General features: G+C 41.4%; 26 protein-coding genes, 1 other RNA gene and 1 pseudogene. 15 read left to right on the top strand and 13 right to left on the bottom strand.

Features of this window, described 5'->3' with window-relative positions; all coding sequences use genetic code 11:
- Positions 1–21: 21 nt before the first annotated feature.
- From VPX56_RS16955 to VPX56_RS16925, 7 genes are all read left to right on the top strand, one after another.
- On the top strand, positions 22–228 hold the full coding sequence (locus VPX56_RS16955) for a helix-turn-helix transcriptional regulator (protein ID WP_149543129.1): 207 nt from the start codon (positions 22–24) through the stop codon (positions 226–228).
- Between the two features lie 321 nt (positions 229–549).
- Positions 550–1,755, top strand: coding sequence for a site-specific integrase (locus tag VPX56_RS16950; RefSeq protein ID WP_326467816.1), 1,206 nt, complete (start codon positions 550–552; stop codon positions 1,753–1,755).
- A 1-nt stretch (position 1,756) separates the two neighbouring features.
- Positions 1,757–3,070: a tyrosine-type recombinase/integrase gene (locus VPX56_RS16945; RefSeq protein ID WP_326467814.1), complete on the top strand. Its 1,314-nt coding sequence runs from the start codon at positions 1,757–1,759 to the stop codon at positions 3,068–3,070.
- Positions 3,067–4,698 (top strand): DNA-binding protein, encoded by a 1,632-nt coding sequence (locus VPX56_RS16940; protein WP_326467812.1) that lies wholly within the window; start codon positions 3,067–3,069, stop codon positions 4,696–4,698. Before VPX56_RS16945 ends, VPX56_RS16940 begins: the two co-directional genes overlap by 4 nt.
- Entirely contained in the window at positions 4,699–5,097 is a 399-nt protein-coding gene (locus tag VPX56_RS16935; RefSeq protein WP_001052044.1) for a hypothetical protein, read from the top strand.
- 92 nt (positions 5,098–5,189) lie between these two features.
- Positions 5,190–5,603 (top strand): hypothetical protein, encoded by a 414-nt coding sequence (locus tag VPX56_RS16930; RefSeq protein WP_080172273.1) that lies wholly within the window; start codon positions 5,190–5,192, stop codon positions 5,601–5,603.
- Positions 5,604–5,998: 395 nt separating this feature from the next.
- The gene (locus VPX56_RS16925) at positions 5,999–7,339 is read left to right on the top strand and encodes a hypothetical protein (protein WP_326467807.1); all 1,341 of its coding nucleotides are present in this window, start codon (positions 5,999–6,001) and stop codon (positions 7,337–7,339) included.
- A gap of 75 nt (positions 7,340–7,414) precedes the next feature.
- Here the strand turns inward: VPX56_RS16925 and bamE (VPX56_RS16920) are convergent, their stop codons facing one another.
- The 5 genes from bamE (VPX56_RS16920) to VPX56_RS16900 all read right to left on the bottom strand — a co-directional run bounded on the left by bamE (VPX56_RS16920) (position 7,415) and on the right by VPX56_RS16900 (position 11,344).
- A complete protein-coding gene (bamE, locus tag VPX56_RS16920) occupies positions 7,415–7,717 on the bottom strand; it encodes an outer membrane protein assembly factor BamE domain-containing protein (RefSeq protein ID WP_001417601.1) in 303 nt (100 codons plus the stop codon).
- A gap of 101 nt (positions 7,718–7,818) precedes the next feature.
- Positions 7,819–8,487 carry a hypothetical protein gene (locus tag VPX56_RS16915; protein WP_326467805.1) on the bottom strand — a complete coding sequence of 223 codons (669 nt, stop codon included), beginning with the start codon at positions 8,485–8,487 and terminating at the stop codon, positions 7,819–7,821.
- 310 nt (positions 8,488–8,797) lie between these two features.
- Entirely contained in the window at positions 8,798–10,036 is a 1,239-nt protein-coding gene (locus tag VPX56_RS16910; protein ID WP_326467803.1) for a relaxase/mobilization nuclease domain-containing protein, read from the bottom strand.
- Entirely contained in the window at positions 10,036–10,449 is a 414-nt protein-coding gene (locus tag VPX56_RS16905; protein WP_001610850.1) for a hypothetical protein, read from the bottom strand. Before VPX56_RS16905 ends, VPX56_RS16910 begins: the two co-directional genes overlap by 1 nt.
- A 445-nt stretch (positions 10,450–10,894) precedes the next feature.
- Positions 10,895–11,344, bottom strand: a complete 450-nt coding sequence (locus VPX56_RS16900; RefSeq protein WP_163387558.1) for a hypothetical protein — start codon at positions 11,342–11,344, stop codon at positions 10,895–10,897.
- 441 nt (positions 11,345–11,785) lie between these two features.
- On the opposite strand from VPX56_RS16900, the gene hxsD reads away from it, so the two are divergent.
- The 5 genes and pseudogenes from hxsD (at position 11,786) to VPX56_RS16875 (ending at position 17,064) form a co-directional block, all read left to right on the top strand.
- Positions 11,786–12,058 (top strand): His-Xaa-Ser system protein HxsD, encoded by a 273-nt coding sequence (gene hxsD / locus VPX56_RS16895; protein WP_000333418.1) that lies wholly within the window; start codon positions 11,786–11,788, stop codon positions 12,056–12,058.
- Positions 12,058–13,446: a His-Xaa-Ser system radical SAM maturase HxsB gene (hxsB, locus tag VPX56_RS16890; RefSeq protein WP_326467799.1), complete on the top strand. Its 1,389-nt coding sequence runs from the start codon at positions 12,058–12,060 to the stop codon at positions 13,444–13,446. The genes hxsD and hxsB overlap by 1 nt, the downstream gene beginning before the upstream one ends.
- Entirely contained in the window at positions 13,439–14,551 is a 1,113-nt protein-coding gene (gene hxsC / locus VPX56_RS16885; RefSeq protein WP_326467797.1) for a His-Xaa-Ser system radical SAM maturase HxsC, read from the top strand. The genes hxsB and hxsC overlap by 8 nt, the downstream gene beginning before the upstream one ends.
- A complete protein-coding gene (gene hxsA / locus VPX56_RS16880; RefSeq protein WP_326467795.1) occupies positions 14,548–15,183 on the top strand; it encodes a His-Xaa-Ser repeat protein HxsA in 636 nt (211 codons plus the stop codon). Before hxsC ends, hxsA begins: the two co-directional genes overlap by 4 nt.
- 68 nt (positions 15,184–15,251) lie before the next feature.
- Positions 15,252–17,064: pseudogene (locus tag VPX56_RS16875) on the top strand (DUF6119 family protein).
- Here the strand turns inward: VPX56_RS16875 and VPX56_RS16870 are convergent.
- The 4 genes from VPX56_RS16870 to smpB all read right to left on the bottom strand — a co-directional run bounded on the left by VPX56_RS16870 (position 17,051) and on the right by smpB (position 19,835).
- Positions 17,051–17,467: a hypothetical protein gene (locus tag VPX56_RS16870; protein WP_000448924.1), complete on the bottom strand. Its 417-nt coding sequence runs from the start codon at positions 17,465–17,467 to the stop codon at positions 17,051–17,053. The pseudogene VPX56_RS16875 and the gene VPX56_RS16870 sit on opposite strands and share 14 nt — an antisense overlap.
- A 38-nt stretch (positions 17,468–17,505) precedes the next feature.
- A complete protein-coding gene (locus tag VPX56_RS16865) occupies positions 17,506–18,735 on the bottom strand; it encodes an integrase domain-containing protein (protein WP_023329935.1) in 1,230 nt (409 codons plus the stop codon).
- A gap of 165 nt (positions 18,736–18,900) precedes the next feature.
- Positions 18,901–19,263, bottom strand: a transfer-messenger RNA (tmRNA) gene (gene ssrA / locus VPX56_RS16860).
- Between the two features lie 89 nt (positions 19,264–19,352).
- Positions 19,353–19,835 (bottom strand): SsrA-binding protein SmpB, encoded by a 483-nt coding sequence (gene smpB, locus VPX56_RS16855; protein ID WP_006178063.1) that lies wholly within the window; start codon positions 19,833–19,835, stop codon positions 19,353–19,355.
- Positions 19,836–19,991: 156 nt separating this feature from the next.
- On the opposite strand from smpB, the gene VPX56_RS16850 reads away from it, so the two are divergent.
- Complete coding sequence (locus VPX56_RS16850) at positions 19,992–20,429, top strand: type II toxin-antitoxin system RatA family toxin (protein ID WP_326467791.1); 438 nt, start codon at positions 19,992–19,994, stop codon at positions 20,427–20,429.
- On the top strand, positions 20,419–20,706 hold the full coding sequence (locus VPX56_RS16845) for an RnfH family protein (RefSeq protein WP_263611580.1): 288 nt from the start codon (positions 20,419–20,421) through the stop codon (positions 20,704–20,706). Before VPX56_RS16850 ends, VPX56_RS16845 begins: the two co-directional genes overlap by 11 nt.
- 104 nt (positions 20,707–20,810) lie before the next feature.
- Here VPX56_RS16845 and bamE (VPX56_RS16840) read toward each other — a convergent pair whose 3' ends face one another.
- The 3 genes from bamE (VPX56_RS16840) to nadK all read right to left on the bottom strand — a co-directional run bounded on the left by bamE (VPX56_RS16840) (position 20,811) and on the right by nadK (position 23,913).
- Complete coding sequence (gene bamE / locus VPX56_RS16840) at positions 20,811–21,149, bottom strand: outer membrane protein assembly factor BamE (RefSeq protein ID WP_014884883.1); 339 nt, start codon at positions 21,147–21,149, stop codon at positions 20,811–20,813.
- 138 nt (positions 21,150–21,287) lie between these two features.
- Positions 21,288–22,949 (bottom strand): DNA repair protein RecN, encoded by a 1,662-nt coding sequence (gene recN / locus VPX56_RS16835; RefSeq protein WP_326467788.1) that lies wholly within the window; start codon positions 22,947–22,949, stop codon positions 21,288–21,290.
- An 85-nt stretch (positions 22,950–23,034) separates the two neighbouring features.
- Positions 23,035–23,913, bottom strand: a complete 879-nt coding sequence (gene nadK / locus VPX56_RS16830; protein WP_326467786.1) for an NAD(+) kinase — start codon at positions 23,911–23,913, stop codon at positions 23,035–23,037.
- A 122-nt stretch (positions 23,914–24,035) separates the two neighbouring features.
- Between nadK and grpE the strand changes: the two genes are divergently transcribed.
- Positions 24,036–24,629: a nucleotide exchange factor GrpE gene (gene grpE, locus VPX56_RS16825; protein ID WP_165500742.1), complete on the top strand. Its 594-nt coding sequence runs from the start codon at positions 24,036–24,038 to the stop codon at positions 24,627–24,629.
- A gap of 52 nt (positions 24,630–24,681) precedes the next feature.
- On the opposite strand, the gene VPX56_RS16820 is transcribed toward grpE, so the two are convergent.
- On the bottom strand, positions 24,682–25,968 hold the full coding sequence (locus VPX56_RS16820) for an HlyC/CorC family transporter (protein WP_131635739.1): 1,287 nt from the start codon (positions 25,966–25,968) through the stop codon (positions 24,682–24,684).
- Positions 25,969–25,981: the final 13 nt, after the last annotated feature.

The following is a 25,981-nucleotide window of genomic DNA, read 5'->3' as shown; positions in this document are numbered from 1 at the left end:
AACTGAAATGAGGAATAAAATATGAATCAGCACAATACTCGCCTTATTCGTTTACCAGAGGTTCTAAATCGAACCGGTTATGGTAAAGCGTGGATCTATCATCTAATCAGCAAAGGCCGTTTCCCATCACCAGTCAAAATTGGATCTCGTGCAGTTGCTTTCATTGAAAGTGAAGTAGACGAATGGATTCAATTAACTATCGAAAATTCAAGAAAGCATGTTGCCTGAAATAAATTACAGCCTTCTTATTTATGAAGATTAATTCTCAGATTTGTAAAGTTTAAATCTTTAAGAAACCTATATTTAACGTAATTCTTTACGTTTTTTTAGGCAGGGCTTACGCCATAGGTATTTAAAGGTGGTTTCTTAATATCAGGTATGGATACTATTTACTAGCCGTACCTGTTTATTTGACGTCAAATAAATTTTTTCAAGCCATTAATATATATACCAAATAAACTAAAGTCATTGTAAAAAATTTGAATTATTTTGAATTGGAATATATTTAATAAGTGAGAGTGATATTAATTTGTAAAGAATGAGGTCAAAATGGGATATAAAGTAAAGAAATTCATCATGAGTAATGGGGAGCGAGGATGCCTGATCCTTGATAAAAATAGTAATTTACCAGCTTACTATCAAAATCTATTTCTTACTACAGACATAAGAAATAGAGGCGCAACCGCCTCAACTATGGAAATAGTTGCAACTAACTTACTAATTTTTAGTAATTTCTTAGATAGTAGGAAAATTAATATAGTTGAGAGAATTGAGCTTAAAAAGTATCTCAGTGTTGCAGAAATAGATGATCTGGTAAGATATGCGAAACAAAGATTCGATAGACAAAAAATTATAAATATAAAATCAGCAAGTAATAAGTTTATTGCGAAGAGAACCTTTAGTTATAGAGTACACGTTTTTTCACGCTACCTTAAGTGGTTATGTGGATTAGTTCATTCGTCAAAGGGGATTCATGCAAAGTATGAAGTAGAAGTATTTATTGAAAGTATCAGAGCACATATTCCAAGAAACAGTTCATTGAATATGAATGAAATATCTGAAAAATCGTTAAACGAAGAAGAGATCAATGTGCTTTTCCGTCTATTGGAAATTGGCGGGATTGAAAACCCTTTCCATAAGGAAGTACAGGTCAGGAACAGACTAATATTTACCTTGCTCTTAAATTTAGGTTTAAGGGCTGGAGAGTTGCTCAATCTTAAAATAGATGATTTTGATCTCAGAGACAATACTTTAAGTGTAGTCAGAAGACATGATTCAAAAGAAGATGGAAGATCTTATCAACCATTAGTAAAGACTGGAGAAAGGGTTATTCCGTTATCTGATGAGTTAGCCAGTGAAATTTTTGATTACATAAGCAATAGCAGGGAAAAAATGACAAAAAGGAAAAAGCATAATTTCTTATTGGTGGCTCATTGCACCGGAAAAAACGCAGGAGAACCCTTAAGCATTTCAGCTTATGAGAAGGTGATATCAACACTGAAACGAGCAAGTCCAAAGCTATATAATCTTTCAGGTCATAGGTTAAGGCACTCTTGGAATTATATGTATTCTAAAGGAATAGAAGGCGCTGAATTAGAATATAGTAGAAGGAAAGATTTAAGGAATTATCTAATGGGTTGGTCAAAGGAGTCAATCATGTGTGATAGATACAATTTTAAATATATATCCCAACAAGAGAAGGATGTCGTCCTAAAGGTCTATAAATCAGTAAGTAAAATAATTAATGGGGTTTAATGTGGAAATCAAATGTATTGAAAGTGAGCAAATTTTTTTTGCTAAGATGAATAGATATAGTTTCAAACTGTCAGATAAGAAATGGCAACTTGATAAAGAAAACTGCGTATACCCTCATAAAGTTGTAGATATAATGCCTGCAAAAATGAAACTTAGCTACTTAAAAACATTAGCTTACTATGCGTCTGAATATAGTTCTTTTTATATACAAAATATTAACACTCTATTTTATAAGTGGTTTGGTGCAATAACCATCGATACTATTGATGACAAAGCAATATATCAATTGAATGTTTATTTAGGTTCAGAAAGAAACTACAAACTAAACTTAATTAAGGCTTTCATAATTAAATGGAAAAATCTCAATTATCCTGGGGTAGAAGCGACTGCCATTAGAATGCTGGAGAAAATAAAAATCATTCCAAACCAAACAGGAGATGCAGTTAAAAGACGAGATCCAAATAAAGGACCTTTAACTGAAACGGAATTCAATAACATCATTAACGCCGTTGGAAAATTTTATCATGAGAAGAAAATTCAATGCTTTTTGTATTGTTATATCCTTTTGCTGGCAATAACAGGAAGAAGGCCATTACAATTAATATCTCTAAAAGCTAAAGATCTCATTAAAAATGAGAGAGGGTGCTTTTTGAATGTACCAAAAGTAAAACAAAGAAAATGTTTCAGAAAAGAATTTAACATGGTTATGATAGAACCGTTCTTATATGACAGCTTATCGATGCTAATTAATCAAAATCAGGCGTTTGTTGAAGATAAATTCAGTGTTGGGATTAGTAACTATAGAGGCGAATTACCAATCTTCATGAATTTAGATAAGATTACGGAAACAAAAAGGATTGAGGATTTTTTATATGATTTAACAACAGATTTTTTCCATATGAAAAATTCAGTTATGTCAAAACTATTAAAACACTTTCCGTCAAAATTCGATGTTAGGTCAGAAAGGACTAACAGCTATATAGAACTTAATGCTAGAAGATTCAGATATACGTTAGGAAGTCGACTGGCTAATGAAGGAGCCTCAATTGAGGTGATTGCTAAAGCGTTAGATCATAAATCAGTAAACTCTTCTATGATATATATAAAAAATAATCCTGACAACGTTTATGACATCGATAAGAGACTAAGTGAGTTTTTTAACCCCTTATCTAATATACTTATGGGCATAGAGATTGAAGAAAACAAGAACTTTTTTATCAAGTATGTTTCAGATGCATTTTTCTTATTGGAAGATACGAAAGAGGATTTGAAATGTTTAACGTGTAAAAAATTCAATCCCTGGAGAGCATTATGAACAATATATTTATTTTTGAACCAAGCAATAAAAACAACCCTCACGATAATGTTATTAAGTTTATCGAGTTTTGTAAGAGTACTATTTCTAATAATAATTTAACAACTTCATGGGAAAGCAATAAATGGAAAGGTTTATATAGGTTTACTAAGTTTAACTCAAAAAACAACCTAAACAGCAAGGAGTGCTTAGATGATAGCTTTATTAATTTTGCTAAAGCATATATGTTGCATGTGCATTCATTCAATAAATCTAAGACGAAACACTCAACATTATCAATGTTGAAGATTGTCGAATTCGTTTTACTTAAAATCAATATGGAAGCTAATGTAAACTATTGCAACAATTCAATCTTTGATGAATGCATAAGGATAGCCTCTGAAAAGTATTCTAAAGCACATGCATTTGCTATTGGGAAAGAACTTGAGAAATTGAGTTCATTTTTAAATGATAATAGGATGACTAACTCATTTTATTTATTTTGGGTAAATCCAATTAGGTATAGGATTACTCAGTCTTGGACTGGTTATGATTCTTCACTGGAAGGCCATTCTAGATTGCCTGATATCAAATCAGTTATTGCGATTGCTGAGATTTTTTCAAAGCGGGATGAACAATTATCGTCAAGAGATATATTTACTACATCTGTGCTTGCTTTACTTATGTGTGCACCGAGTAGGATATCGGAAATTTTAGCTTTGCCAGCGGATTGTGAAATCACAGAATGTGATGGAAAGGGCATTCAAAGATACGGTTTAAGATTTTTTTCAGCAAAAGGGTATGAAGGCAATATAAAATGGATTCCAACTTTAATGATACCTGTAGCTAAAAAGGCTATTAGCAGATTAAAAGAATTATCAAGTCAAGCGAGGTTATTGGCTGCTGAAATTCAAAAGAATCACTCTAATTCAACGAAGGGAACCCTTAAAGAAAATATACCTCCTGATCTCTTTTGGTATGATAGAGAGAAGAAAATCAAATATTCTAATGCGCTTTGCTTGTTAACTGAAGGACAGTTAAATCAAAATAAAAAGGAAATGTCAGATAAATTATTCAGACCTACAACGAATTTTTTTAAAACTGATATCGTTGATTCTGATTATATAAAAGGGTATTTTAATGTTTTTAAAAGACATGGTTATATAAATGAAGATGGTAGCCCATATTTGCTAAGAACACATCAACTAAGGCATCTTCTCAACACATTTGCTCAAATAAATGGTATGGATGAATTTAGTATTGCTCGCTGGTCTGGACGTAAGCTTATTTCTCAAAATGTTTCTTATGACCACAGATCGCATCTTCAAATGTCTAAAGCAATAAGAGAACAAAAGTTATCAGTATGTGTTAATGAGCACAGAATAAAGGATATTCCAGTGGTGGATCTTAATGAGTTTGACTCACTTAGTAGTGGTGCAGTACTTGTATCAAAACATGGCTACTGCAAGCACTCATATGCGTTTAAGCCGTGTGAACATTATCCGATTGAGAATTCTAGTTTAGATAACGAAACGATTTCAAACATTCACGATAAAATTTTAAAAAGAACACTGTATGATAAAAATGATGGGAACATAAATGCTGATAGATGGTATGAATTCCATAAGAGAATAAAAAAAGGAGAATGAATGGCTAAGCATATAAATGGTTATCATGAGAAGAAGATTGTAGATGTTATTAACACATGGTCTATAGATGAAAAACTAACCTGGGATGCTTTGTGCGACAGGTTAGTAAGGATTATTGGGAAAAGACCATCAAGACAATCCTTAAGTAGTCATGTAAGGATTGCAGAAAGCTTCAGTGTGAAAAAGGCCACTATCAAATCTGGTGCAATACACACTGTAAAACCTGCTAATTTAAAAGTGGCTTCTCAACGAATTAGAAGACTTGAAGCAGAAAATGAAGCTTTGAAGGCATTAAATGAACGCTATTTAGAGCAGTTCAAAGTATGGCTTTATAATGCTCACCTTAAACAAATAACGATTGAAGAACTTAATAATCCGTTACCTGCAAAATACCTTTAATAAAATTGATAGGTTTTAACTATTGACATGATTAATAATTATGGTATTTCTTTAATTGTCAGGATGACAAAAAAATTGCAAGGATGCATATTATGGAAAAAATAAATATTAATCTTATGGAAAGGTATCTTCTTCTGCTTGATCGATTCGTTGATAAACTCGCTGAATCAGGTTTCTCAGAGCAACGAATTATAGAACAATCATATCTTTTTTGTGCAGGATTTTATATCAAATACCAAAGTGGTATCGAAAAAATGACCTTCTCCAACAGGGAGGTTGTTTTAACCTTTCTGCTACTTTCATATTATACTCATATAAATAAACTTGATGATGATTTGATCAACAAAGAGCGTATGAAGCATGTATGCTCTTCATTGATTAACTTTATAGTCAGTAATGGTAGCCGAACAGAGAAAGTCTATGCTAATGAGAAAAGGAAATATGAGGCTTCAACTCTAAAAAGAGAATTATCGAAAAAGGATAAAAGGAAAAGATATGGGTTGTAGTATTTGTATGGTTTTCATTGAACTTACTTAATCTATAGTCTAAATTTTAATATTAGATTCATAAATCTATAATTCCATGAATATAATTAATGCTTAAAAGCATCCTCTAAGGTGCTTTTACTGTTACCATGCATACATACCCAGAACCTTTAACAAACGATAATAGAGGGGGGTTGTGTATAACAACCCCCTGACCTTACTAAGGTTAGCGATATTATTCAGCATCGTTCTGTCAAACATTTAATTTCTTTGAAAAATATTAATTCTACCTCTTAAGTTAATAACTTCGACTTGATAGTGTATTTTGGTAAGTTGGGGTACAATTTTTTGATTGGATCGTCAATAAGAAAAAGCTAGAATCCTTAGAAGGACATAGATTTTCATAGGGTTAAGATATGACGATTGCGAAGGATAGTTCGACTGATGAAATCATTCATGGAAATGATCTCCGTGGAATGGATGATTTTTACATTAAGACAACGAGTTTTGAATGCCCATACGAGCCTTGTAAAATTAAAGCCACACCTTGTAGTTTTACTATGAAACATATTAATCAATCATATTTTAGATATGGCGATAAACATAAGGATGGATGTGGTATTCATGATCCACGATATAAAAACAATCATACTTCAAATGACGAAAGAAAACATAATTCGCCACCTGCTCCGGTTATATCACTTTTAAAAATTGATGTGAAACCAAGAGGTGGTGTTAAAAATGCCAGAAATAGTAGAAATGAAAATCACAAGGATGAAAAAAAAGGTAATGAACATCCTGTATCTTCATCAAGTATTAAGCCAGTCGTTGACTATTACATAAATAATAGCAATCATAATGAACAGCTATCAATCCCTCCATATGGCACGCGATCTTATAAAGATACATTTCAACTTATTTTTTACAAAAACAACATACGTTATTACAAACCTGCTATTTATTATGGTGTAGTCCAGTCTAATATTCGGTTGCATGAAGATTCAGATAAACATTGTATTACTTTCCTCGCAAGGGATAAGAAGACCCAAAAACCATTTACGCTTGAAATTGATGTTTCTGACTGGAATAAAAGTCAGAAGGATGTGTTTTGGAAGGAATATGAAAAGCAAAGGAAGGAAGCTGATAGGTATTATAAGGGACTTAAAGATAAAAGGAATGCTAAAAAATACCTGACGGTTTTCTTTTTTGGGATGCCGGATGAAAATGATAAGTTTCTATTTAAGACAAACCACTTTAAATTAGTATATGTGGCTTTCTTGGGTAAATTTGAAAGCTCATATAATGATAGTAATTATTACATTGAAAATGATCTGTCTGTATCATCATTGAATGAACAACCCATTTCATTATCTGATATAGACCATAAAAATCATGAATATAATATTGAAACTTCATTAGATTTTAGTTCTCCTTTGCCAGAGCCAGAGCCAGAGCCAGAGCCAGAGCCAGAGCCAGAGCCAGAGCCAGAGCCAGAGCCAGAGCCAGAGCCAGAGCCAGAGCCAGAGCCAGAGCCAGAGCCAGAGCCAGAGCCAGAGCCAGAGCCAGAGCCAGAGCCAGAGCCAGAGCCAGAGCCAGAGCCAGAGCCAGAGCCAGAGCCAGAGCCAGAGCCAGAGCCAGAGCCAGAGCCAGAGCCAGAGCCAATAAGATCCTCTTTAAAGGAAAATACTGAGACTGTAGAAATGAACAGTAAAGTTTGGGGGAGGCTGAAAAAGATAATCACTTTCTTTAAAAAGTGATTTATGTTTCTGTAAAAAGCCCGTAGGTTTCAACTGCGGGCTAGATTTTCCCTTGATGCTGGTTTTGTCTTTTATCTAAAAAATGCCAGTCTTCACGTTGCTTGTTCCAGCATTAAAGATGTATGTGCTGACTTTTTCGCCTTTGAAAGAAACTGTCAGAGATTTAGTTTGTGAGTCTGCGCCACCTGCAAGCAGTCCCACAACGGGGATGAAAGAGGTTGCTTTGGACTGGCTGTTATACATAGTGTATGACCATTGTTCTTCACCATCGATCAAAGAACGGCTGTCAGGTTCACCGAACGATGCTAATACGTCCTGTTTTGTAGTTTTGCCTTTAACAATTTTGGTTTTCACACTTTCCTGCGTCTCATTTTTCAATGACTGGTTGCCTACTGAAGAACAACCTGCCAAGGTCAGAAAAACGAATCCTACGATTATGATTTTTTTCATACCACACTTTCCTTTTTTATTTTTAAATTTTAGCGCTTTACTGACTCAATAAGATTTCTAAGTTCATTTTCAAATTTCTGGCTTCTTCTTTTCATCAAATTGATAAAAATAAAACTTCCAACTCTTGAGAAAAGATATGTAAACCACATGTATTTGTGGTCGCTCCACATGTAGCCGTCTTTAAATCCCCAGGGTAGTGTGAGAAATGAAATAAGTGCAGCAGCACAAAGTAAAATGAAAATAACGGTGAGAAACTTTGGAACAGGCATTGCTCTGTAATACGATGCTGTTGAGGCAGTAAGAAATAGCATTGTCAGAAAAGCGGGGATAATAATGGTTTTTCTTTTTAAGTTTACCTCGTGTTCACCCGTTTTCTTATTAACGACAAGCGCATCTTTATATGCATCATACGAACCATCCTCACTATATTGGCGAAGTTCGTATTTATGGATAGTGTGTGAACTTCTGAAAGGGATACCATAGTCAGAAATCTGCTTCTCATCCCCTGTGTTGGTTTTTACCCAGATATGACCATTGCCTGGATCGGAGTCGATGACAGTGGCAGAGAAAGTCTCAATAAATGTGAAAGTTTCACCAAACAGCACAAAATTGGGTGTCGTGATTTCCGTTTGCCGAGGATCATCAGAAAGACCAGCTTCAGCTTCTTTCTTCCTGCTTTTCGTAGCGGAGATGCTCATACAAGTTCCTTAGTATTCAAGATGAAGTCATATTCGGTGATGTATGAAACCGTCCAGGCTTACAGTTGAGATGGTAGTTGCCATTTCAAACCCTGCGCTTGAGCTAATGAATAAGTAAATAGACTAGTTAAATCATATCGTTAGATGATTTCATGTAAATTGACATTTTGACTTAGTTCGTAAGAAACGCAAATCACTTGTACCGATCGATTATGAATTAATGATAGATACAATCTATCAGCTATAAGTTATCGATCGGTATAAACGATCAATGTATTGGGATATATTTATCCAAAAAGGCTTGCTAGCCTTACATCGAAAGCGAAGCTCTTCTGGATTGAGGTGCTGATTCGATGAGATTTTTTTGGGGGAGAGGCATAATCTCTATCACTCTCACGCCAGTGATGGTTGTGTGTTTTCGAGGACGTTTAAGGGTTGGGATTTTGAGGTTTTTCAACATACGATAAATTACATCGAGGTAGGGGATGTATTCCAACCACCTGAACGCTGAAACTGCATAGCTTTGGTCGGGGGCTTCTTTTAACGCTTCTTTGGCACCAGCTTCTAAGTGAAACTGCTTTACAGAAGCGTTAGTGTATTCGTCCTGACCAGCACGGTTATCATGGATAAGCGCTTCTATGGGGCTGTGAACCTCTCTTGTTGTGATTTCAGGAGCATCTGTAGTCATGAACGTACAAGGCGCTTCACTGACAGATGCTTTCAGTTCAAACAGGAAAGCATTATCACGTTCCGGTTGATAGTTGAGTTTGTTCTGCAAGGCTGACCAAGAATAACCCTTACCGAGCTGCGAAGCTTTGAAAGCAATCCCCCTATATTCGAATGAAAAACCGTTCATCTTACCCGCAGAAGCAATGTTAGGGATTGGCCTGATATTTTGTGCCATAAGCTGTTGCACGAAGTCGGTAATCGATTGCCTGGTATCAAGCAGTTCATCAAGGGCGTTTTGGATGATTGCTTTTGGGCATAGCTCACCAGTTCTCTTTTCTATCATCAGCTCATTACGGGATTTTTTGAGCTTCGGTGTAGGTGAGGGCGCTGCTGGAGTAGCTTTCGGTCCTTTGGTTCTTGTCAGATTGTAATCTCTTTCAAGTTGCTGAATTATTCTTGTGCTTGCCAGGTTCTCGTTCTTGCCGAGGTAGAGCTTTCCTGCAACAAGAGAAACTCTGCTTGCGATGATATGGATGTGCTGGCCGTCTTCGTCGTCATGTAGGATGTAGCATCTGAGATGCGTTTCAGAGAACCCCATTCTTGTCATGTAGTCATCTGCGATGCAGGACCACTGTTTAGCCGTAAGTGATTCACCTTTAGGTAAGCGAAGCGAGTTGTGCCAAACAGCCTTTTGCACGTCAGGGCGAAGCTGTTTGGTGCTATCAAATTCAGCGATCAGATCTTTAGCGACATTGCCAACTATCGTTATATTTCCACCGATCACGATAGGGTCTTTTTTATGATGAGAATCGGGCTTTAATGCATAGAGGACGATACCAGCAAAACTCTTTCCTCTGCGGATTTTCTGCATCCCTTTCATTATTTATCACTGACAGATTGATTTGCTGACAGAAGGGCATCTCTTAGTGCTTTTATTCTTTTTTGCACCGTATAAATTTCGGTGATAGTAAAAGGACTATCGTGTGATTTAGTGTTGAGATGCTGAACAAGGTTGTTCAGATCCTGAGATGCCTTGGCAAGGTCTTTCCAGACAAGTAGATTTATTTCAGGAATTTTGGGAGGGAGACGATTCAATGCTGACATACGTATCCAAACAGCACGGTTAAGATCCTCTCGTAAACCATCAACGTAGGATAACTCGGCATCATTTAATCTGATACTAATACAATGAGAACGTGTCTTCTGAGAGGGTAATTCAGCAGAAGCGAAATTTTCATAGCTACAGATTCTGAATGGCTTGATATTATTAAAAGTATGATTTCTATCATTCATATAAACTCCTTTCATATAGGCAAGTAAAATAAGCATGTCCGTTATGCTTATTTTATTTATATGATAGATGCTGAAAATGTCAATGTATGCAGTTGACTTTGGTTTTGATTTTTTCAACCAAAGGGCGAAAAAACAAGGAGCAACTCAAAGTATCACCGAAGGAGATGCTGAGAGTTAGCCCTTGCTTATTATTGAATTGATATTGACAATTAATATTAATTTGATATCTATATATAAAATAAATTTCAAAAAGGCACGCATATGAAAAAGAAAAATGTCATAATCATTTCAATAATTTCTTATTTTTTATTCATTATATCGTCATTGTTTTTTTTGAATATCACTCCCAATTTTAGTTTTAGTAATCTAGATTATGTTAATGATAGATATGTTATTTTAGCCGTGGTAACAGAAATTTGTATAATACTATTACCACTTATTATGATTATTGCAAAGGTTCTTTTTGATGAGTGTTCTGAGAAGACGAGCGATAAGACTTAAAATTGTCTATGCTTTCTGATGCAGCAATACTCGCTTTAATGATTAGTAAAATAGTGTAAGCGAGTAAGAGAATATACCCAAAGATGTTGGTCATCAGAGTTTGAAATAAATCTATTTTTACGGGAGGTAGAGTTTTTAATATTAACAATGAGGCTGTTAATGCACTTATTGAATAAAGAATAGCATCATTGCATAATTTTATAATATTCCGCAGTTGACTATTCGTTGAAAATAAAATAAAGATTGAAAGTATTATTGCAGGGATTAAAGGTGTTAGTAACCAATACATGCTATTTATTGGTTGGAACTTAACCCAAATTACTAATAAAAATGTTGCAATTAATGATATGATATATCCATGAAATAAAAAATCACTAATTTTTTTATTTTCCATCACGGCATTCCTGTTTGTAATGTTGAACTATTCGTCTTCTCTCTACGTTGCTCAAGATAGTGAAAGCGATTGTAGGCTTCCCTGACATCAATTGTGCCCACGATACTAGTCAACGCTTCTTCGAGCAAGTCAGTACAGAATCCTTTCGCATTGTGATTACTGAAAGGATACGTCTCATACTATAAGCCACTAACAACTCTTTGAAACCCCTGCGTTTTAACGTCATGTTAGCTTCTTAGCTGTTTGCCGGTTCAAGCGGCATATGAAAATCAGAAAACATTATTGATTATCATAGGATAAGCAGCATCTTTTTTCGGAATCGCCATTCAGATGCTAACATCCTGTAACATATTAATTAAATGGTGTATCCTCATTTCTATAGGAAAAATCCGCTTTAAAGCGGTTGCTGATTGTGATTATTAGTTTTGTGAGGCAATGGCAATGTGCGAAAGGACGTTAAAAAAAGATGTTTATTCTGAATGGGTTATACGCAATAGCCTGTACTGGATGACTTCTCTTACTCAGTGGAAACTTTGTGAAGATATATCCTCCTGGACAATCTCTTTTGAAAACGATAGTCCCGAATGCCTCTATGAATTCGAGAGGCTGCTGAATGATTATGCTTTGCGAGAAAAACTACAGCATAAAACGGGGGCGTTGAGAGATTCTATTGTCCATAAAGTGCTTCGCAGTGTCGATGAAAGGCTTTCGTAATGGAATTGATGCCATTCAATTTTGACAGATTGCCTAATGGACGGGTTTTTATAAGCAACCTCGCTGGCTTTCATCACTTCATTAATGAGCAAGAGCTGCTTGATCTTTCTGATGAGCAAATCAGTGCGGAGCAATCAAACGCACTAGAAAGCAAGCTGTTCATAACCAACGAAAGCTCATCAGCTATTGCTCCCTATGCTTTAAGTTCTGCTTTTGCAAAACGATTGATGAATGAACTGGCGATCAGGCCAATTTTCATGATTGTGCCCACATTGCGCTGCGACCATACCTGCAAGTATTGTCAGGTCAGTAGAGCTTCAGTGAACGCCTCTGGTTATGATCTAGATCCCGATCTCATCCCTGATATCATTTCGACTATCAAAAAACTATCGACACCACCTTACAAGATAGAGATACAGGGTGGAGAGCCACTCTTGCGGTTCGATTTAATTCAGTCTATCTATGAGCAATGTACTGAAACGCTGGGAAGCACCGATTTTGAGATGGTGATAGCATCAAGCCTGTCTGTCTTGAATGAGGATATGCTTGAATGGTCGAGAGACAGGAACATAACGTTCTCTGTTTCGCTTGATGGTGAGGAAGTTGTTCACAACAGTAATCGAATTCTTGGTCATGGGCTTGCTTATAGTAAAACAGTATCAGGAGTAGAGGCTATCAAACGGTCTTTAGGCGCTGGTCGCGTTGCAACGGTTACTACAGTTACTAAAGATCTTATCAGGCATCCTGAATCGATTGTCCAGGCTCACTTGTCTCTTGGCCTCAAGGACATGTTTATCCGACCTGTTAGTCCCTATGGGTTTGCACAAAAAGCATCGTTCACCTTTTCTATGGACGAATACTTAAGTTTCTATGCCTCGTTGATAGATGAAATCCTTAAGATGAATAATGAAGGGATAAGGGTTGTGGAACATTCGGCCTCCATTCATCTGAAAAGGATCTTCAATCCCGGTTTTAGTGGTTATGCGGATTTGAAGTCGCCAAGTGGGGTCGTGCTTAACAGTATTCTTTTCAATTATGATGGTCGAGTATATGGTAGCGATGAGAGCCGTATGTTGCAGAAGGTGAACCCTGAAACGGAGTTCAGTGCGGGTGAGGTTAAGACGCTATCATTTTCCAAGAGTTCTTACTATAACGCAGTATTGAGTTCATCGTTCAATTTTGCTCTGCCAGGTTGTGATACATGCGCGTATCAACCATTTTGCGGTGCAGACCCATGCCAGAGCATAAGTGTACAAGGTGAGCCTGTCGGTGATAGGAGTCGTTCAACGTTTTGTCAGTATCACAAGGGAATGTTCAGGTATCTGATGAACTCCATCTCAGAAGGTGGTCCGAAGGCTGAGATGCTAAAAGGATGGGCATATGTCTGAGGTTATCAGGAACGATATCTTTCATTTTGCTTCAAAAAAGAATGTGCCCAAGGGGGTCTATCGGTTATGCAAAAAAAAACCAGTGAACCCTTTATTCTTTTTGCCCAATTTACTGGTAGTTGCTGAAGGCAATAATGATGCTATTCAACCATGCTTTGATTACTCTGTTATTAGCACTGAATTATTTGAGTCAATTGAAGATGGAGATATTGGGATAATCAACAATGGCAATATGATACGCGTTATTCTGTCCCGCAGAGCCAATCATAATACTGTCTTAGTTACGGAACGCTGCAATAACCTGTGCCTGTTTTGTTCCCAGCCACCAAAGAATACAAATGATGACTGGCTGCTTACCCAATCAGCCCTTGCTATAGCTTCATTTGGTTTGAATGGAGTTGTTGGGGTCAGCGGTGGTGAACCTCTGCTGTATGGAGATGATTTCCTACATTTCATTGATTTTATCATCGAGAACTCACCAGAGACTGCTTTGCATGTTTTAACAAACGGGCGCAAATTTGCTGATACCAACTTTACTCATGAAATGGCAAAGCGAAGTAAAAAGATAAAAATCATCTTTGGTATACCGCTCTACTCATCAAGACCACTTGTGCATGATCATTTGGTAGGAAGTGATGGCGCATTTAATGAAACGGTTAAGGGGTTAATCAATGCAGGGAACTCAGGGATTAATATCGAACTTAGAGTTATTCCGACACTGGCTAACTATACGGAATTGGATGGCATCGTAGAGTTCGTTGGCCGTGTTTTCTCCAACATCAATCAGATTTCCCTTATGGGGTTGGAATCTATCGGTTGGGCGCGAAAAAACTGGTCAACAATCTTCATTGAACACAGCAGCTATAGTGAGAAAATAACCTCCGCTATAGACGCTGCACACAGGTCAGGTATACCTCTAACAATTTTTAATTATCCTTTGTGTCATCTTCCTGAAAGAGCCTGGGAGCTTGCTGCTCAGTCGATCTCTGATTGGAAAAATTACTATCCTAAAGAATGTGATGAATGCACTCAGAAGTCTTCCTGTGCTGGTTATTTCAGTTCTTCAACGGGCCGTTTTCATCAACCACCGAGACCAATTTTATGAAAAAATTTAATTTTGCTGCTCTACTTCCGGGGTTTTTGGCACTCAATAATTCTGTATGGGCAAGTGATTCATCTACCGGAGCAAGTGATTTGCCTGGTATGACTCTTAATGAACATGATTTAGTGATAGCCCCACTTAACACCGAAGTTCCATTCTACATTGCAGGGCATCGCAGTCATAGCTCCCATCGGAGCCATAGTTCTCACCGTTCATCATCAGGTGGCGGGTACTATGGTGGCAGCACTCCCTATTATCCAAAAACATACAGCTCACCAAGTTCATCTGGGTCTTCAAGTTCAGGAACAAGTCCCTCATCGTCCTCTTCCTCTGTGCGTTCGCTTCGTTCTAACGACAATAACAACTCTACTACTACGAATTCTGTTGGAACTACAGAAGCTAACCGTGCAAGTAATGGGCTGACTTCTGGTACAGAGAAGCGTAAGCGCTTAATCATGCGGGTTCAATTCGCTTTGCTGGACAAAGGTTATTACAACGGGAATATTGACGGCATAATGGGGCCTTCCACAAGGCAGTCAATAAAAAATTATCGCATTGCGAACGGACTACCAGTGCCCTCAAGTGAAACCTTGGATACACAGTTGTTAAATTCATTGAGTATTTTAGCTCGATAAATTAAGTATATTAAAAATTTTTCACTTTAACATTAACTTGTATGAATATATATTTCAGAGGCGATTAAATGTCAGTCAGCTATAACATATATAGAATGCCATATAAGAGTCTTCCAGAATTGACAAAAAAAATCATTAAAGAAGGGCTTGTCGAACAAAAAACTATTCTACATCAATCTTATCAACTCAAATTTTATTTTTCTGATAAATTAAAAGGAAATGAAGTATGGTGGTGGGATGTTTTTAGTGATTTCTTCAATGAAGAAATTGAAAAGCCTCATAATATATTCTATTTTGGCCTGCTAATAGGATTTAAAGAAAAGGACCCTGAGAATTGCTATCTTATCAGTCTTGGTAAATCACATTTTTATCTCAGCAAGTTTATTGAAGCAGACTTTGGGCTGAATGTGGCAATGCGTATAGCTAATGATGAAAATATTTTACTCAAGAAAAGCAGATTCTTTTGTGGGGGAAAGAGTCAGGAGGCATCCTCATACTCACAGTTTGTTCAAGGAGCATATTTTCCTGGCGAATCCATCGAGCATCTCAAAACAAAAGCCAAAGAAACTGACAAGTGGGGATGTAATAATATAACTTTTTCTGATTCAATTCAGCTAAGTTTGGATGGTGCTCCTACTGCATTAGTCGATGTTTTCAATGATATTGATTCTTCGTTGGCAACCAAAGAGAAAATCGAATTTCCTAAATCGGAAAAAATCACTGACGAGTCAAAGATAGATGAGCTTGATAATTATCTACTTCAATCGATCATTACAGATGATGCAAAAGTTATTATTGATGAGATTCAATCTTTTGGTGCCTCTATTGTAATTAATAATTCTTTGACATTTTTTAAATTGCACACAAAAGTTGAGGGGAGTGGAAAGTATCTTCAATCATCAGATAAAATTAATGACATAAAAATAGCAGATGTAAAGAAATTCATAAAAAATAACAACATAAAAGATGTCAATAAAGTTTTTGTTAAGATAACTAATGAAAATAACAGTGGTCATACAGCCTCGTTAAAAGAAATATTGAGCATTACTTATAGCGAGGGCAGCGAGCACTTCTTCCTTAAGAGGGGAGGATGGAGTCGATTTAACTCTGCTTTTATGAAGTATTTGTCTACTTCTTTAGCCAGTATAAAATTTGAGGTTAAAGATGCTCTTAAGGAAGACGACTTCAAAGTATGGCAAGCTGAAAAAATAAAACAAATCGCAGAAGGAACTTCTAAAGACAAATTAGAATATAGAGAATATTATTTTAATGAAAAGATGTCTGATGAGAAAGGTTATATACTTCTAGATCGCCAGCTAAAAAAAATACCATCCTTACGTGATAATGGCAAGGACTACAATGTTGAAGTTGCAGATCTTTATAAAAATGGAGAGATTATTGCTGTAAAGATATCAGATAAACCGCATGATCTAATTTATAATATTGAACAGTCAAAAACCACAATTCAAACTATAGTAAGAGGAGTAGTAAAATTTGAAGAGACAATTACTGATGTGGTTTTATGGATCTCAACTACTACAAAAGCTAAAAAATTAATTGACATCAATTCTATTCAATTTTTATTAGCGGTTCAAACTTGGAAGGAAGTTGTTGAAGGATTTAATCTGAAACCAAAGATATATTATTCACATCACGACAAACCCCAAAAGAAAAAGGGAAAGAAAAAAAACGCATCTTAAATCTGAACTTAGAATTGGTTATGGAGAAAGATATCAGGTTATAGCGTCTCAGTATCGCTCCAATATTGGTGTGGATTATGTATCACTGATACTACCAAAATTATTATGTTTTAGGTATGGTGATTTACCGCCATACCTCTTTTGTATTTATCTCGCAATGATGTTGTTTACTTTTGTTTAAGTCTTCTAAGCTTCATACTTTCTAATGAGAATAATAATAGAGTTGTGCTGTATATAAAACCAGAGTTAGTTAATAACTTTAAATTTAATGCTTCAGGATTTTCACTGAGAAAATGAAAGGCATAAACTAAGTATACAGCTAAAGCAGCCGTTCCAATTGTTGGTCCAATATCGCCTTGATCATGAGGTTCAAGGTTTACATTGAACTTAAAGATTAGCCATTCAAATCCCCAAGTAAAAAAAACAACTAATATCATGGCTGCGAATAATTTCGCGATGTTATCTGCTGATGGATTCATCAGAACAGATTGTTTCTGAAAAAATTCACAAAGTGAGAGTCCGAAAAAAATAAAAAAAAGTGGTCTGGAACTAAATTTTTCAAAAACTTTGAATAGGGTTTCCATTTTCTTTACCTTCAGGATTATATTAGCTATTCTGATACTTAGGCTACCAGAGCATTTGATCTTTGAGCTTGAACGTAATCACTCCACCATTGCATCAAACTCTGTCGCTCTATCAGATATTCTGCACGATTGTATGCTGCGATAATTTCATCTTTTTTCGAGTGGGCAAGCGCTGCCTCAAGAACTTCAGCTCTGAATTTACCAGACTCCTCTGCCGCTGTTCGTGCAATAGAACGCATACCGTGAGCTACAAGCTCGCCTCCGAACCCCATTCGGATGATAGCTGCGTTGGCTGTTTGTTCATGCATATGATTAAGAGGCGCTTTAATGCTGGGGAAAACCCATTCTCTATGCCCACTTATTGATTTCATTAATTCAAGGATGCGCAAAGCTTCTTTACTCAAAGGAACTTTGTGAGGCTTTTTCATTTTCATGAAATCAGCAGGAATGTTCCAAATGCTGTTGGTTGTATCAATATCAGACCATCTTGCGCGAACGGCTTCACCCGGACGAACCCATGTCAACAATTGCCATTCAATTAGCATACGTGTTTCCAACCGGATTGACGCATTCGTCAAAGATTCCATAAACCTTGGCAATTCGCTTGGGGGAAGGGCAGGCATATTTTGCTTTTTTGGTTTACTGAATCTTTGACCAAGGTTGTCAGCTGGGTTGAACTCAATAAGTTCTTCAGTAGCTGCCCACCGGAAGATTTCATTCAGACGTGAAATGATACGGCGTAGAGTTTCCAATACGCCTCGTTGCTCAATAGGATCAAGGTGTTGTTTTAAGAGCTTAGGCCGGATCTCATTGATAGGGACATTACCCAGACCAGGAAAGACATTTCTCTCTAAGCTGCGCCAGATGTCTGCTGCATGGTCTTGTGAGATACCTGATGTCTTTACCTTCTCATCTAACCATTTCCGCGCTACGGCTTGGAGAGTGTGCTCAGTAGCACTCTTTAATGCCTTCGCCTTATCGTTGTTATGGATTTGTGGATCAACACCATTTGCCAGAAAGGAAAGATATTCATCACGTAAGGCTCTGGCTCTTGCCAGTGTAAGGTGAGGATAGGTCCCAAGGCTCATTTTGGTTCTTTTTTTACTCACTGGCACTGCATACCTGAAATACCAATTCTTCTTTCCTCCTTTCGAGAGGGGAGCGATTCGTAGTATCAAACCATCTCCGTCAAACAAGTTGATTTCTTTGTCGGCTGGCTTGGTGCTTTTGATTTCAGTGTCAGTGAGCTTCTTAGCGATTTTTGCCATTTTGGGACCCTCGGTTTTTGGACCCTTCTTAGTGGGTCCCATTCAGGGTGCCATAACTCGTAGTTCTCAGCAATTCTCAATGGACGACAATAGACGTAAAAAAGCCCGCGGAGCTTGTGCTGTGCGGGCTTAGTAGACTTCATTGAACTTCAAACAACTAAAAAGTGGTGGAGCTGGCGGGAGTTGAACCCGCGTCCGAAATTTCTACATCCTCGGTACTACATGCTTAGTTTGTCTTTACATTCGCACGCCAGCTGCGGACAGACACGCCACTAACGAACTAGCCTGATTAGTTTTAGCACTTCAACCCCAGGCAGGGCATCCGCGCGATCTCTTTTGGGTTTGACCTCTCTTGATCCCCGTCTTAAGAGCGGAAGCTAGGGAGAGAGGGCTCTTAGCAGGTTATTAAGCTGCTAAAGCGTAGTTTTCGTCGTTTGCGACTATTTTTTTGCGGCTTTTTACGAGGCAAACCGCCCCTCGGCATGCACCTTGGGTTTCGCAAATCCCGTCGAATCCAGAATCAGCCCCAATAGTGTTGAACTGAGTATACCAGATTTTTCTTCCTGGATACCAGCCCGGAACGCTAACTTATTGAATTGTACAATACGTGTACAAAATCAACGTCCAGCGTTTTTCATAATACGTGCTTTATCGAGCTGCCATTCGCGTTCTTTCAGATCGGTACGTTTATCGTGCTGCTTCTTACCTTTCGCGACGCCGATTTTCACCTTGCACCAGGCATTTTTCCAGTACATAGAGAGCGCAACCACGGTGAAGCCTTCGCGGTTAATGCGTCCGTAAAGAGATTCAAGCTCACGCTTGTTCAACAGCAGCTTACGGGTGCGCGTGGGATCGCACACGTAGTGTGAAGAGGCGACGGTCAGCGGCGTAAAGTTTGCGCCGAACAGGAAGGCTTCGCCGTCTTTCAGGATCACGTAGCTATCGCCAATATTGGCCTTCCCGGCGCGCAGCGATTTTACTTCCCAGCCCTGCAACGCAAGGCCAGCTTCGAATTCTTCTTCGATGAAATACTCGTGGCGAGCACGCTTGTTTTGCGCAATGGTCGCCGAGCCTGGTTTATGTGCTTTTTTCTTCGTCATAAGTGTCGTAAAGCCGTCGGTAATCTGATTTCAAAAAGTCACCTCATTGCGTCCCGTGAGGTCTAACGCGCTATATTAGCACGAGATGGGCCTTAGCGTTTTTTTAACAGGTGATAAATGTTATTATTTGTTGGTTGTGTGACCATGGAAAATGCTATGCCTCAGATTAGCCGTACTGCGCTTGTCCCTTACAGCGCGGAACAAATGTATCAGTTAGTGAACGATGTTCAGTCTTATCCGCAGTTTATACCGGGATGCACCGGTAGCCGGGTGCTGGAATCTGGCCCGACGCAGATGACTGCGGCAGTGGATGTCTCCAAAGCGGGGATCAGCAAGACGTTCACCACCCGTAATACGCTGACCGATAATCAGAGTATTTTGATGCATCTGGTGGATGGGCCATTTAAAAGCCTGATGGGCGGCTGGAAGTTTACGCCGCTGAGCGCGGACGCCTGCCGTATTGAATTCCATCTGGACTTCGAGTTTACCAATAAGCTGATTGAGCTGGCGTTTGGTCGCATCTTTAAAGAGCTGGCATCAAACATGGTTCAGGCGTTCACCACCCGCGCCAAAGAGGTTTACAGTGTCGCATAAGATTGCTGTCGAAGTGGTGTATGCCCTGCCGGAGAAACAATATTTGCAGCGCGTTATGCTGGAAGAAGGGGCTACCGTTGAGACGGCTATTCATGCTTCTGGCCTGCTTGAGCTGCGCAGCGATATCGATCTGGCAAAAAATAAAGTTGGGATTTATAGCCGTCCGGTGAAGCTGGCGGATGTGCTGAAGGATGGCGATCGGGTTGAGATTTATCGTCCGCTGATTGCTGATCCGAAAGAGCTGCGTCGCCAGCGTGCGGAGAAATCGGCTAAGTAGCGCTTTCTTCCCCCTCACCCTGACCCTCTCCCCAAAGAGGCGAGGAATCAACGGAAAACAAAAAAGGTGCTCAATGAGCACCTTTTTGCGTTTCTGACAGTGGATTACTTAGTCAGGGCAGGCTTGTTGTCGATGTTGGTCAACACACCGGCGCTGCTGAAGGTCAACGTCAGGGTCTGCTGGGTCACATCTTCGTGGCCTGGCTGCTGACGGAATACATAGAACCAGGTGTTTGTACCGAACGGATCGGACATCATCGGGGTTCCCAGTGCATAAGCGACCTGCTGTTGTGTCATCCCCACGCGGATTTTGGACACATCGTTAGGGGTAAGGTAGTTCCCCTGGTTGATGTCAGGGCGGTAAACCACTTTCTCCAGAGTGGAACAGCCTGCGGTCAACATCAGAAGAACCGCTGCGGCAGCGGTCAGCATTTTACAACGCATAGTGATTTGATTCCTTTTCGGGCCCGAGCAGAACGCGGCTCATATGTAATATGCCGATGATAATAGACCTTGCCCCACTTTGAAACCGGTCTGGCGGCGTTTTTGTTGTTCTGTATGACCCTGAGATCCCGAAAAAGTTTATGCCGCCAGCAGTTCTTTCGCGTTCGCGAGCGTGTTGCGGGTGACTTTACTACCGCCGAGCAGGCGCGCCAGCTCCTGCAGCCGTGCACGTTTATCAAGCGGTTTCATGTGCGTTTCGGTCATTTCGCCATCGGTTTCCTTGCTGACGATAAAGTGATGATGACCACAGCCCGCGACTTGAGGCAGGTGGGTGACACACATCACCTGAGTCGATTCGCCAAGCTGGCGTAACAGTTTACCGACTACCGCAGCCGTCGGGCCGCTGATCCCCACGTCCACTTCATCGAAAATTAGCGCCGGGGTTTCCATTTTACGCGCGGTAATCACCTGAATCGCCAGGGCGATACGCGATAGCTCGCCGCCAGAAGCGACCTTAGAGATAGCCTGCAAAGGCTGACCTGGGTTAGTCGTGACGCGGAATTCGATGCGATCTGCGCCTTCAGCCGTCAGGTGGTTCTCTTCGAAGCGGACATCGATAGTGAACACGCCGTGCGGCATCGCCAGCGCGTGCATGCTGTCGGTGATGTGCTGGCTTAACTCCTGCGCATAGTGCTGGCGGATGTCATGCAGCTGTTTCGCCGTCGCCAGCGCCTGCTGATGATGCAGATTAACCGCCAGGGATAAGGTTTCAAGTGAGTCAGCCTGATCGTCCAACTGCTGTTGTTCGTCAAGCAGGGACTGATAGAAAAGTGGCAGCTCTTCCGGCGTGACGTGGTGCTTACGCGCCAGCGAAATCTGACGAGAGATGCGCTGCTCAAGTTCGAACAGACGATTCGGGTCGAGCTCCAGGCGTTCACAGTAATGTCGCAGCTCATCCCCGGCTTCGGAAATTTGAATGGCCGCTTCTTCCAGCATATCCAGCACGCCGGACAGCTTGCTGTCCATACCGGCCAGTTCAGTCATCAGCTGGCGCACGTTATAAAGCTGGCTTTGAAGGTTGACGTCTTCGCCATCGGCCAGCATGTTCAGCGCATTCTGGCTGGTTGAAAGCAGGTGACCGCTGTTTGCAAGACGCTTGTACTCTTCGTCGATCTGCTCAAACTCACCCGCCTGTGGGGCAAATTCGTTTAGCTCTTTAAGCTGGTATTCAAGCAGCTCGGCGCGTGCGGCACGCTCCTGGCTTTGCTGCTGATGCTGCGCGAGTTCGCGGCAGCTCTGGTGCCACTGGCGATAGTGGTCCGCCATCAGCTGAGTAAGTGCGTACTCACCGGCATATCCATCAAGCAGGGCTTTCTGTTGTTCCGGTTTGATAAGCTGCTGGTGTGCATGCTGGCCGTGGATTTGGATAAGCAACTGACCAAGCTCGCGAAGCTGGGAAAGGGGGACCGCCGTGCCGTTGATAAAGCCACGGGAGCGTCCGTCGCTGTTAATCACGCGGCGAAGTAAACACTCACGCCCGTCTTCCAGCTGGTTCTCTTCCAGCCAGCGCAGCGCCGCAGGGGTATCTTTCAGGGAGAAGCGGGCGCAGAGATCGGCTCGGGTTGCACCCCGGCGAACCATGTCACCCTCTGCACGGCCACCGAGGCACAAGCCGAGGGCATCAATGGCAATGGATTTACCTGCACCGGTTTCGCCGGTAATCGCCGTCATCCCGCTCTGGAAATCGATTTCAAGCTCGCGAACGATGGCAAAGTTGCTGATGGTCAGTTGTGCCAGCATAATTGTTTTCCTGTATGAAAAACCATAACTGTGTTTTCATACAGTATAAACTGGTTTTTTATACAGTAAAGCGCTGGATGCGAAATCAGAACAATTTTTTTGACCAGCCGAGCTTAGAGCTTAATGTGTTGAAATAGCTGTAATCTTTCGGGTGGATAAGATTCAGATGGTAATCGCAGCGGCGAATCAACACATCTTCACCTTCCTGTATGGGCAGCGCGATTTGGCTGTCGCAGCTGATCTCAAGGTCATTACGGCGGTGCGAGAATCGCAGACGTATCGTGCTGTCGCCGTTGATCACCAGCGGGCGGGCGGAGAGCGTATGCGGGAACATCGGCACCAGGGTGATGGCATCCAGGGATGGGGTCAGGATCGGACCGCCGGCAGAGAGCGAGTAGGCGGTAGAGCCGGTCGGCGTCGAGATGATCAGCCCGTCAGAGCGCTGCGAAAAGGCAAAGATTTCGTCGATATACACTTCGAACTCAATCATGTGCGCCACTTTACCGGGGTGAAGAACCACCTCGTTAATCGCGGTGCTGATGCGCTTCTGGCAGTCCTGCTGGCACACCTGTGCTTCCAGTAGAAAGCGTTTTTCACTAATAAAGTGGCCTTCCAGCACGTCGGCCAGTTGCTGTTGGGCGTTGTCCGGGTCGAGGTCGGTCAGAAAACCAAGGTTACCGCGGTTGATGCCGATAACCTTGATGTCATAGCGAGCCAGGGTTCTGGCTGCACCCAGCATATTGCCATCGCCGCCGACCACTACGGCGAGGTCCGCCTGCTGGCCAATCTCCGCCAGCGTACCGGTTTTGACGCTCTTAAGCTGCAGCTCCTGAGCGATTTGCTGCTCAACCATCACTTCATAGCCTTTGCCACACAGCCAGCGATACAACATTTCATGTGTCGTCAATGCGGTAGGGTGGCGCGGATGCCCGACGATCCCAATACACCTGAAATGATTATTCATTTTCTGGAGGTCCTTGTGCCTGATGAATGATGACAATCTGTCTTGTTCCCTTGAATCCCGGAAACTGATCCCCATAATAAGCGAAGTTAGCGAGATGAATGCAGAAAAACGCGGAGAAATTCATGAGTAGTAAAGAACAGAAAACGCCTGAGGGGCAAGCCCCTGAAGAAATTATCACGGAACAGCACGACGACGTTGAAGCCGTTGAGTCAGATGCGTCTGCTGAGCAGGTGGACCCGCGCGATGAAAAGATTGCCAATCTGGAAGCCCAGCTGGTAGAAGCGCAGAATCGCGAGCGCGATGGCGTACTGCGTATCAAAGCGGAGATGGAAAACCTGCGTCGTCGCACCGAGCTGGACGTTGAAAAAGCGCATAAGTTTGCGCTGGAGAAGTTTGTCAACGAACTGCTGCCGGTGATTGACAGCCTGGATCGCGCCCTGGAAGTCGCTGATAAAGCCAATCCGGACAACGCGGCGATGATCGAAGGTATCGAACTGACGCTGAAATCCATGCTGGACGTGGTGCGTAAGTTCGGCGTGGAAGTGATTGCCGATACCAACGTGCCGCTGGATCCAAACGTTCACCAGGCGATTGCGATGGTGGAATCTGAAGAGATCGAAGCCGGTAAGGTGCTGGGCGTGATGCAGAAAGGTTACACCCTGAATGGCCGTACCATTCGCGCCGCAATGGTGACCGTGGCGAAAGCGAAGGCATAATTTGCCGCCCTGTAGTGCCGGGTGGCGGCTTCGCCTTACCCGGCCTACAACATCATTCAGCGATACTTTCGCGTAACGGTTTAACGGGCAGGACCTTCACCTGCTTAATCATATTGTCCTGCACGTCCAGGATATCAATATCGTACTGCTCAATGCGCACGCGGGTTCCCGCTGCCGGGATCTCTTCCAGCGCTTCAAGAATCATGCCGTTTATCGTTCGGGCTTCATCTTCCGGCAAGTGCCAGTTGAACGCTTTATTGAGTTCACGTATGTTCGCGCTGCCGTCAATCAGCACCGAACCATCGTTTTGCGGCGTCACTTCTTCTGCGAGGGAAGGGGACATTGACGTCGTGAAGTCACCGACAATCTCTTCCAGAATATCTTCGACCGTTACCAGCCCCTGAATATCGCCGTACTCATCGACCACCAGGCCGACTTTCTTTTTATTGCGCTGGAACTTCACCAGCTGCGTGCTGAGGGGAGTACCTTCCGGCACGTAGTAAATCTCGTCAGCGGCGCGGAGCATTACCTCTTTGGTGAACTCGTTTTTCTCGGTCATCAGGCGATAGGCTTCACGCACGCGCAGCATGCTGATGGTGTCATCCAGCGAGTCGCGGTAGAGCACAATGCGCCCATGCGGCGAGTGCGTGAGCTGGCGGACGATGGCCTTCCAGTCGTCGTTGATATCAATCCCGACGATTTCGTTTCGCGGCACCATGATGTCGTCGACGCTGACCTTTTCCAGATCCAGAACCGACAGGAGCATGTCCTGGTTACGACGTGAGATTTGCGAGCGGGATTCATTCACGATGGTGCGCAGCTCGTCTTTGCTGAGCGCGCTGCTGATAGTGACGTCAGCCTTGATGCCGACCATGCGCATCAGCAGGCGGGTGACCATGTTCAGCAGCCAGACCAGCGGCATCATCAGGATCAGCAGGGGTGCCAGCAGGAAGCTGCTCGGATAGGCAACCTTCTCAGGATAAAGCGCCGCGATGGTTTTCGGCAGCACTTCGGCAAACACCAGTACCACAAACGTCAGAACCCCGGTGGCAATGGCGACGCCGGCGTTACCGTAGAGGCGCATACCGACGATGGTCCCCAGCGCTGAGGCCAGGATGTTCACGAGGTTGTTTCCGATAAGCACCAGGCTTATCAGGCGGTCAGGCTTGCGCAGCAGCTTTTCAACGCGACGGGCAGCGCGGTTACCCTGCTTAGCGCGATGACGCAACCGGTAGCGGTTTAGCGTCATCATGCCGGTTTCAGAGCCGGAGAAATAGGCGGAGATGACCACCATGACGATCAGCGTAACGATCAGCGTGGTGGTAGAGATGTGTTCCAGGGGGAACTCCTTT

The sequence above is a fragment of the Enterobacter wuhouensis genome (assembly GCF_035835995.1).
Taxonomy (GTDB): domain Bacteria; phylum Pseudomonadota; class Gammaproteobacteria; order Enterobacterales; family Enterobacteriaceae; genus Enterobacter; species Enterobacter wuhouensis.
Note: the sequence above shows the minus strand (reverse complement) of the source record. Positions and strands in the feature narration are given on the sequence as shown.

Bases quoted from the DNA above. Each gene is read 5' to 3' on its own strand.
- VPX56_RS16955 (WP_149543129.1), top strand. From the start codon at position 22: ATGAATCAGCACAATACTCGCCTTATTCGTTTACCAGAGGTTCTAAAT.
- VPX56_RS16950 (WP_326467816.1), top strand. From the start codon at position 550: ATGGGATATAAAGTAAAGAAATTCATCATGAGTAATGGGGAGCGAGGA.
- VPX56_RS16940 (WP_326467812.1), top strand. From the start codon at position 3,067: ATGAACAATATATTTATTTTTGAACCAAGCAATAAAAACAACCCTCAC.
- VPX56_RS16935 (WP_001052044.1), top strand. From the start codon at position 4,699: ATGGCTAAGCATATAAATGGTTATCATGAGAAGAAGATTGTAGATGTT.
- VPX56_RS16930 (WP_080172273.1), top strand. From the start codon at position 5,190: ATGGAAAAAATAAATATTAATCTTATGGAAAGGTATCTTCTTCTGCTT.
- VPX56_RS16925 (WP_326467807.1), top strand. From the start codon at position 5,999: ATGACGATTGCGAAGGATAGTTCGACTGATGAAATCATTCATGGAAAT.
- VPX56_RS16915 (WP_326467805.1), bottom strand. From the start codon at position 8,487: ATGAGCATCTCCGCTACGAAAAGCAGGAAGAAAGAAGCTGAAGCTGGT.
- VPX56_RS16910 (WP_326467803.1), bottom strand. From the start codon at position 10,036: ATGAAAGGGATGCAGAAAATCCGCAGAGGAAAGAGTTTTGCTGGTATC.
- VPX56_RS16905 (WP_001610850.1), bottom strand. From the start codon at position 10,449: ATGAATGATAGAAATCATACTTTTAATAATATCAAGCCATTCAGAATC.
- VPX56_RS16900 (WP_163387558.1), bottom strand. From the start codon at position 11,344: ATGGAAAATAAAAAAATTAGTGATTTTTTATTTCATGGATATATCATA.
- hxsD (WP_000333418.1), top strand. From the start codon at position 11,786: ATGTGCGAAAGGACGTTAAAAAAAGATGTTTATTCTGAATGGGTTATA.
- hxsB (WP_326467799.1), top strand. From the start codon at position 12,058: ATGGAATTGATGCCATTCAATTTTGACAGATTGCCTAATGGACGGGTT.
- hxsC (WP_326467797.1), top strand. From the start codon at position 13,439: ATGTCTGAGGTTATCAGGAACGATATCTTTCATTTTGCTTCAAAAAAG.
- hxsA (WP_326467795.1), top strand. From the start codon at position 14,548: ATGAAAAAATTTAATTTTGCTGCTCTACTTCCGGGGTTTTTGGCACTC.
- VPX56_RS16870 (WP_000448924.1), bottom strand. From the start codon at position 17,467: ATGGAAACCCTATTCAAAGTTTTTGAAAAATTTAGTTCCAGACCACTT.
- VPX56_RS16865 (WP_023329935.1), bottom strand. From the start codon at position 18,735: ATGGCAAAAATCGCTAAGAAGCTCACTGACACTGAAATCAAAAGCACC.
- smpB (WP_006178063.1), bottom strand. From the start codon at position 19,835: ATGACGAAGAAAAAAGCACATAAACCAGGCTCGGCGACCATTGCGCAA.
- VPX56_RS16850 (WP_326467791.1), top strand. From the start codon at position 19,992: ATGCCTCAGATTAGCCGTACTGCGCTTGTCCCTTACAGCGCGGAACAA.
- bamE (WP_014884883.1), bottom strand. From the start codon at position 21,149: ATGCGTTGTAAAATGCTGACCGCTGCCGCAGCGGTTCTTCTGATGTTG.
- recN (WP_326467788.1), bottom strand. From the start codon at position 22,949: ATGCTGGCACAACTGACCATCAGCAACTTTGCCATCGTTCGCGAGCTT.
- nadK (WP_326467786.1), bottom strand. From the start codon at position 23,913: ATGAATAATCATTTCAGGTGTATTGGGATCGTCGGGCATCCGCGCCAC.
- grpE (WP_165500742.1), top strand. From the start codon at position 24,036: ATGAGTAGTAAAGAACAGAAAACGCCTGAGGGGCAAGCCCCTGAAGAA.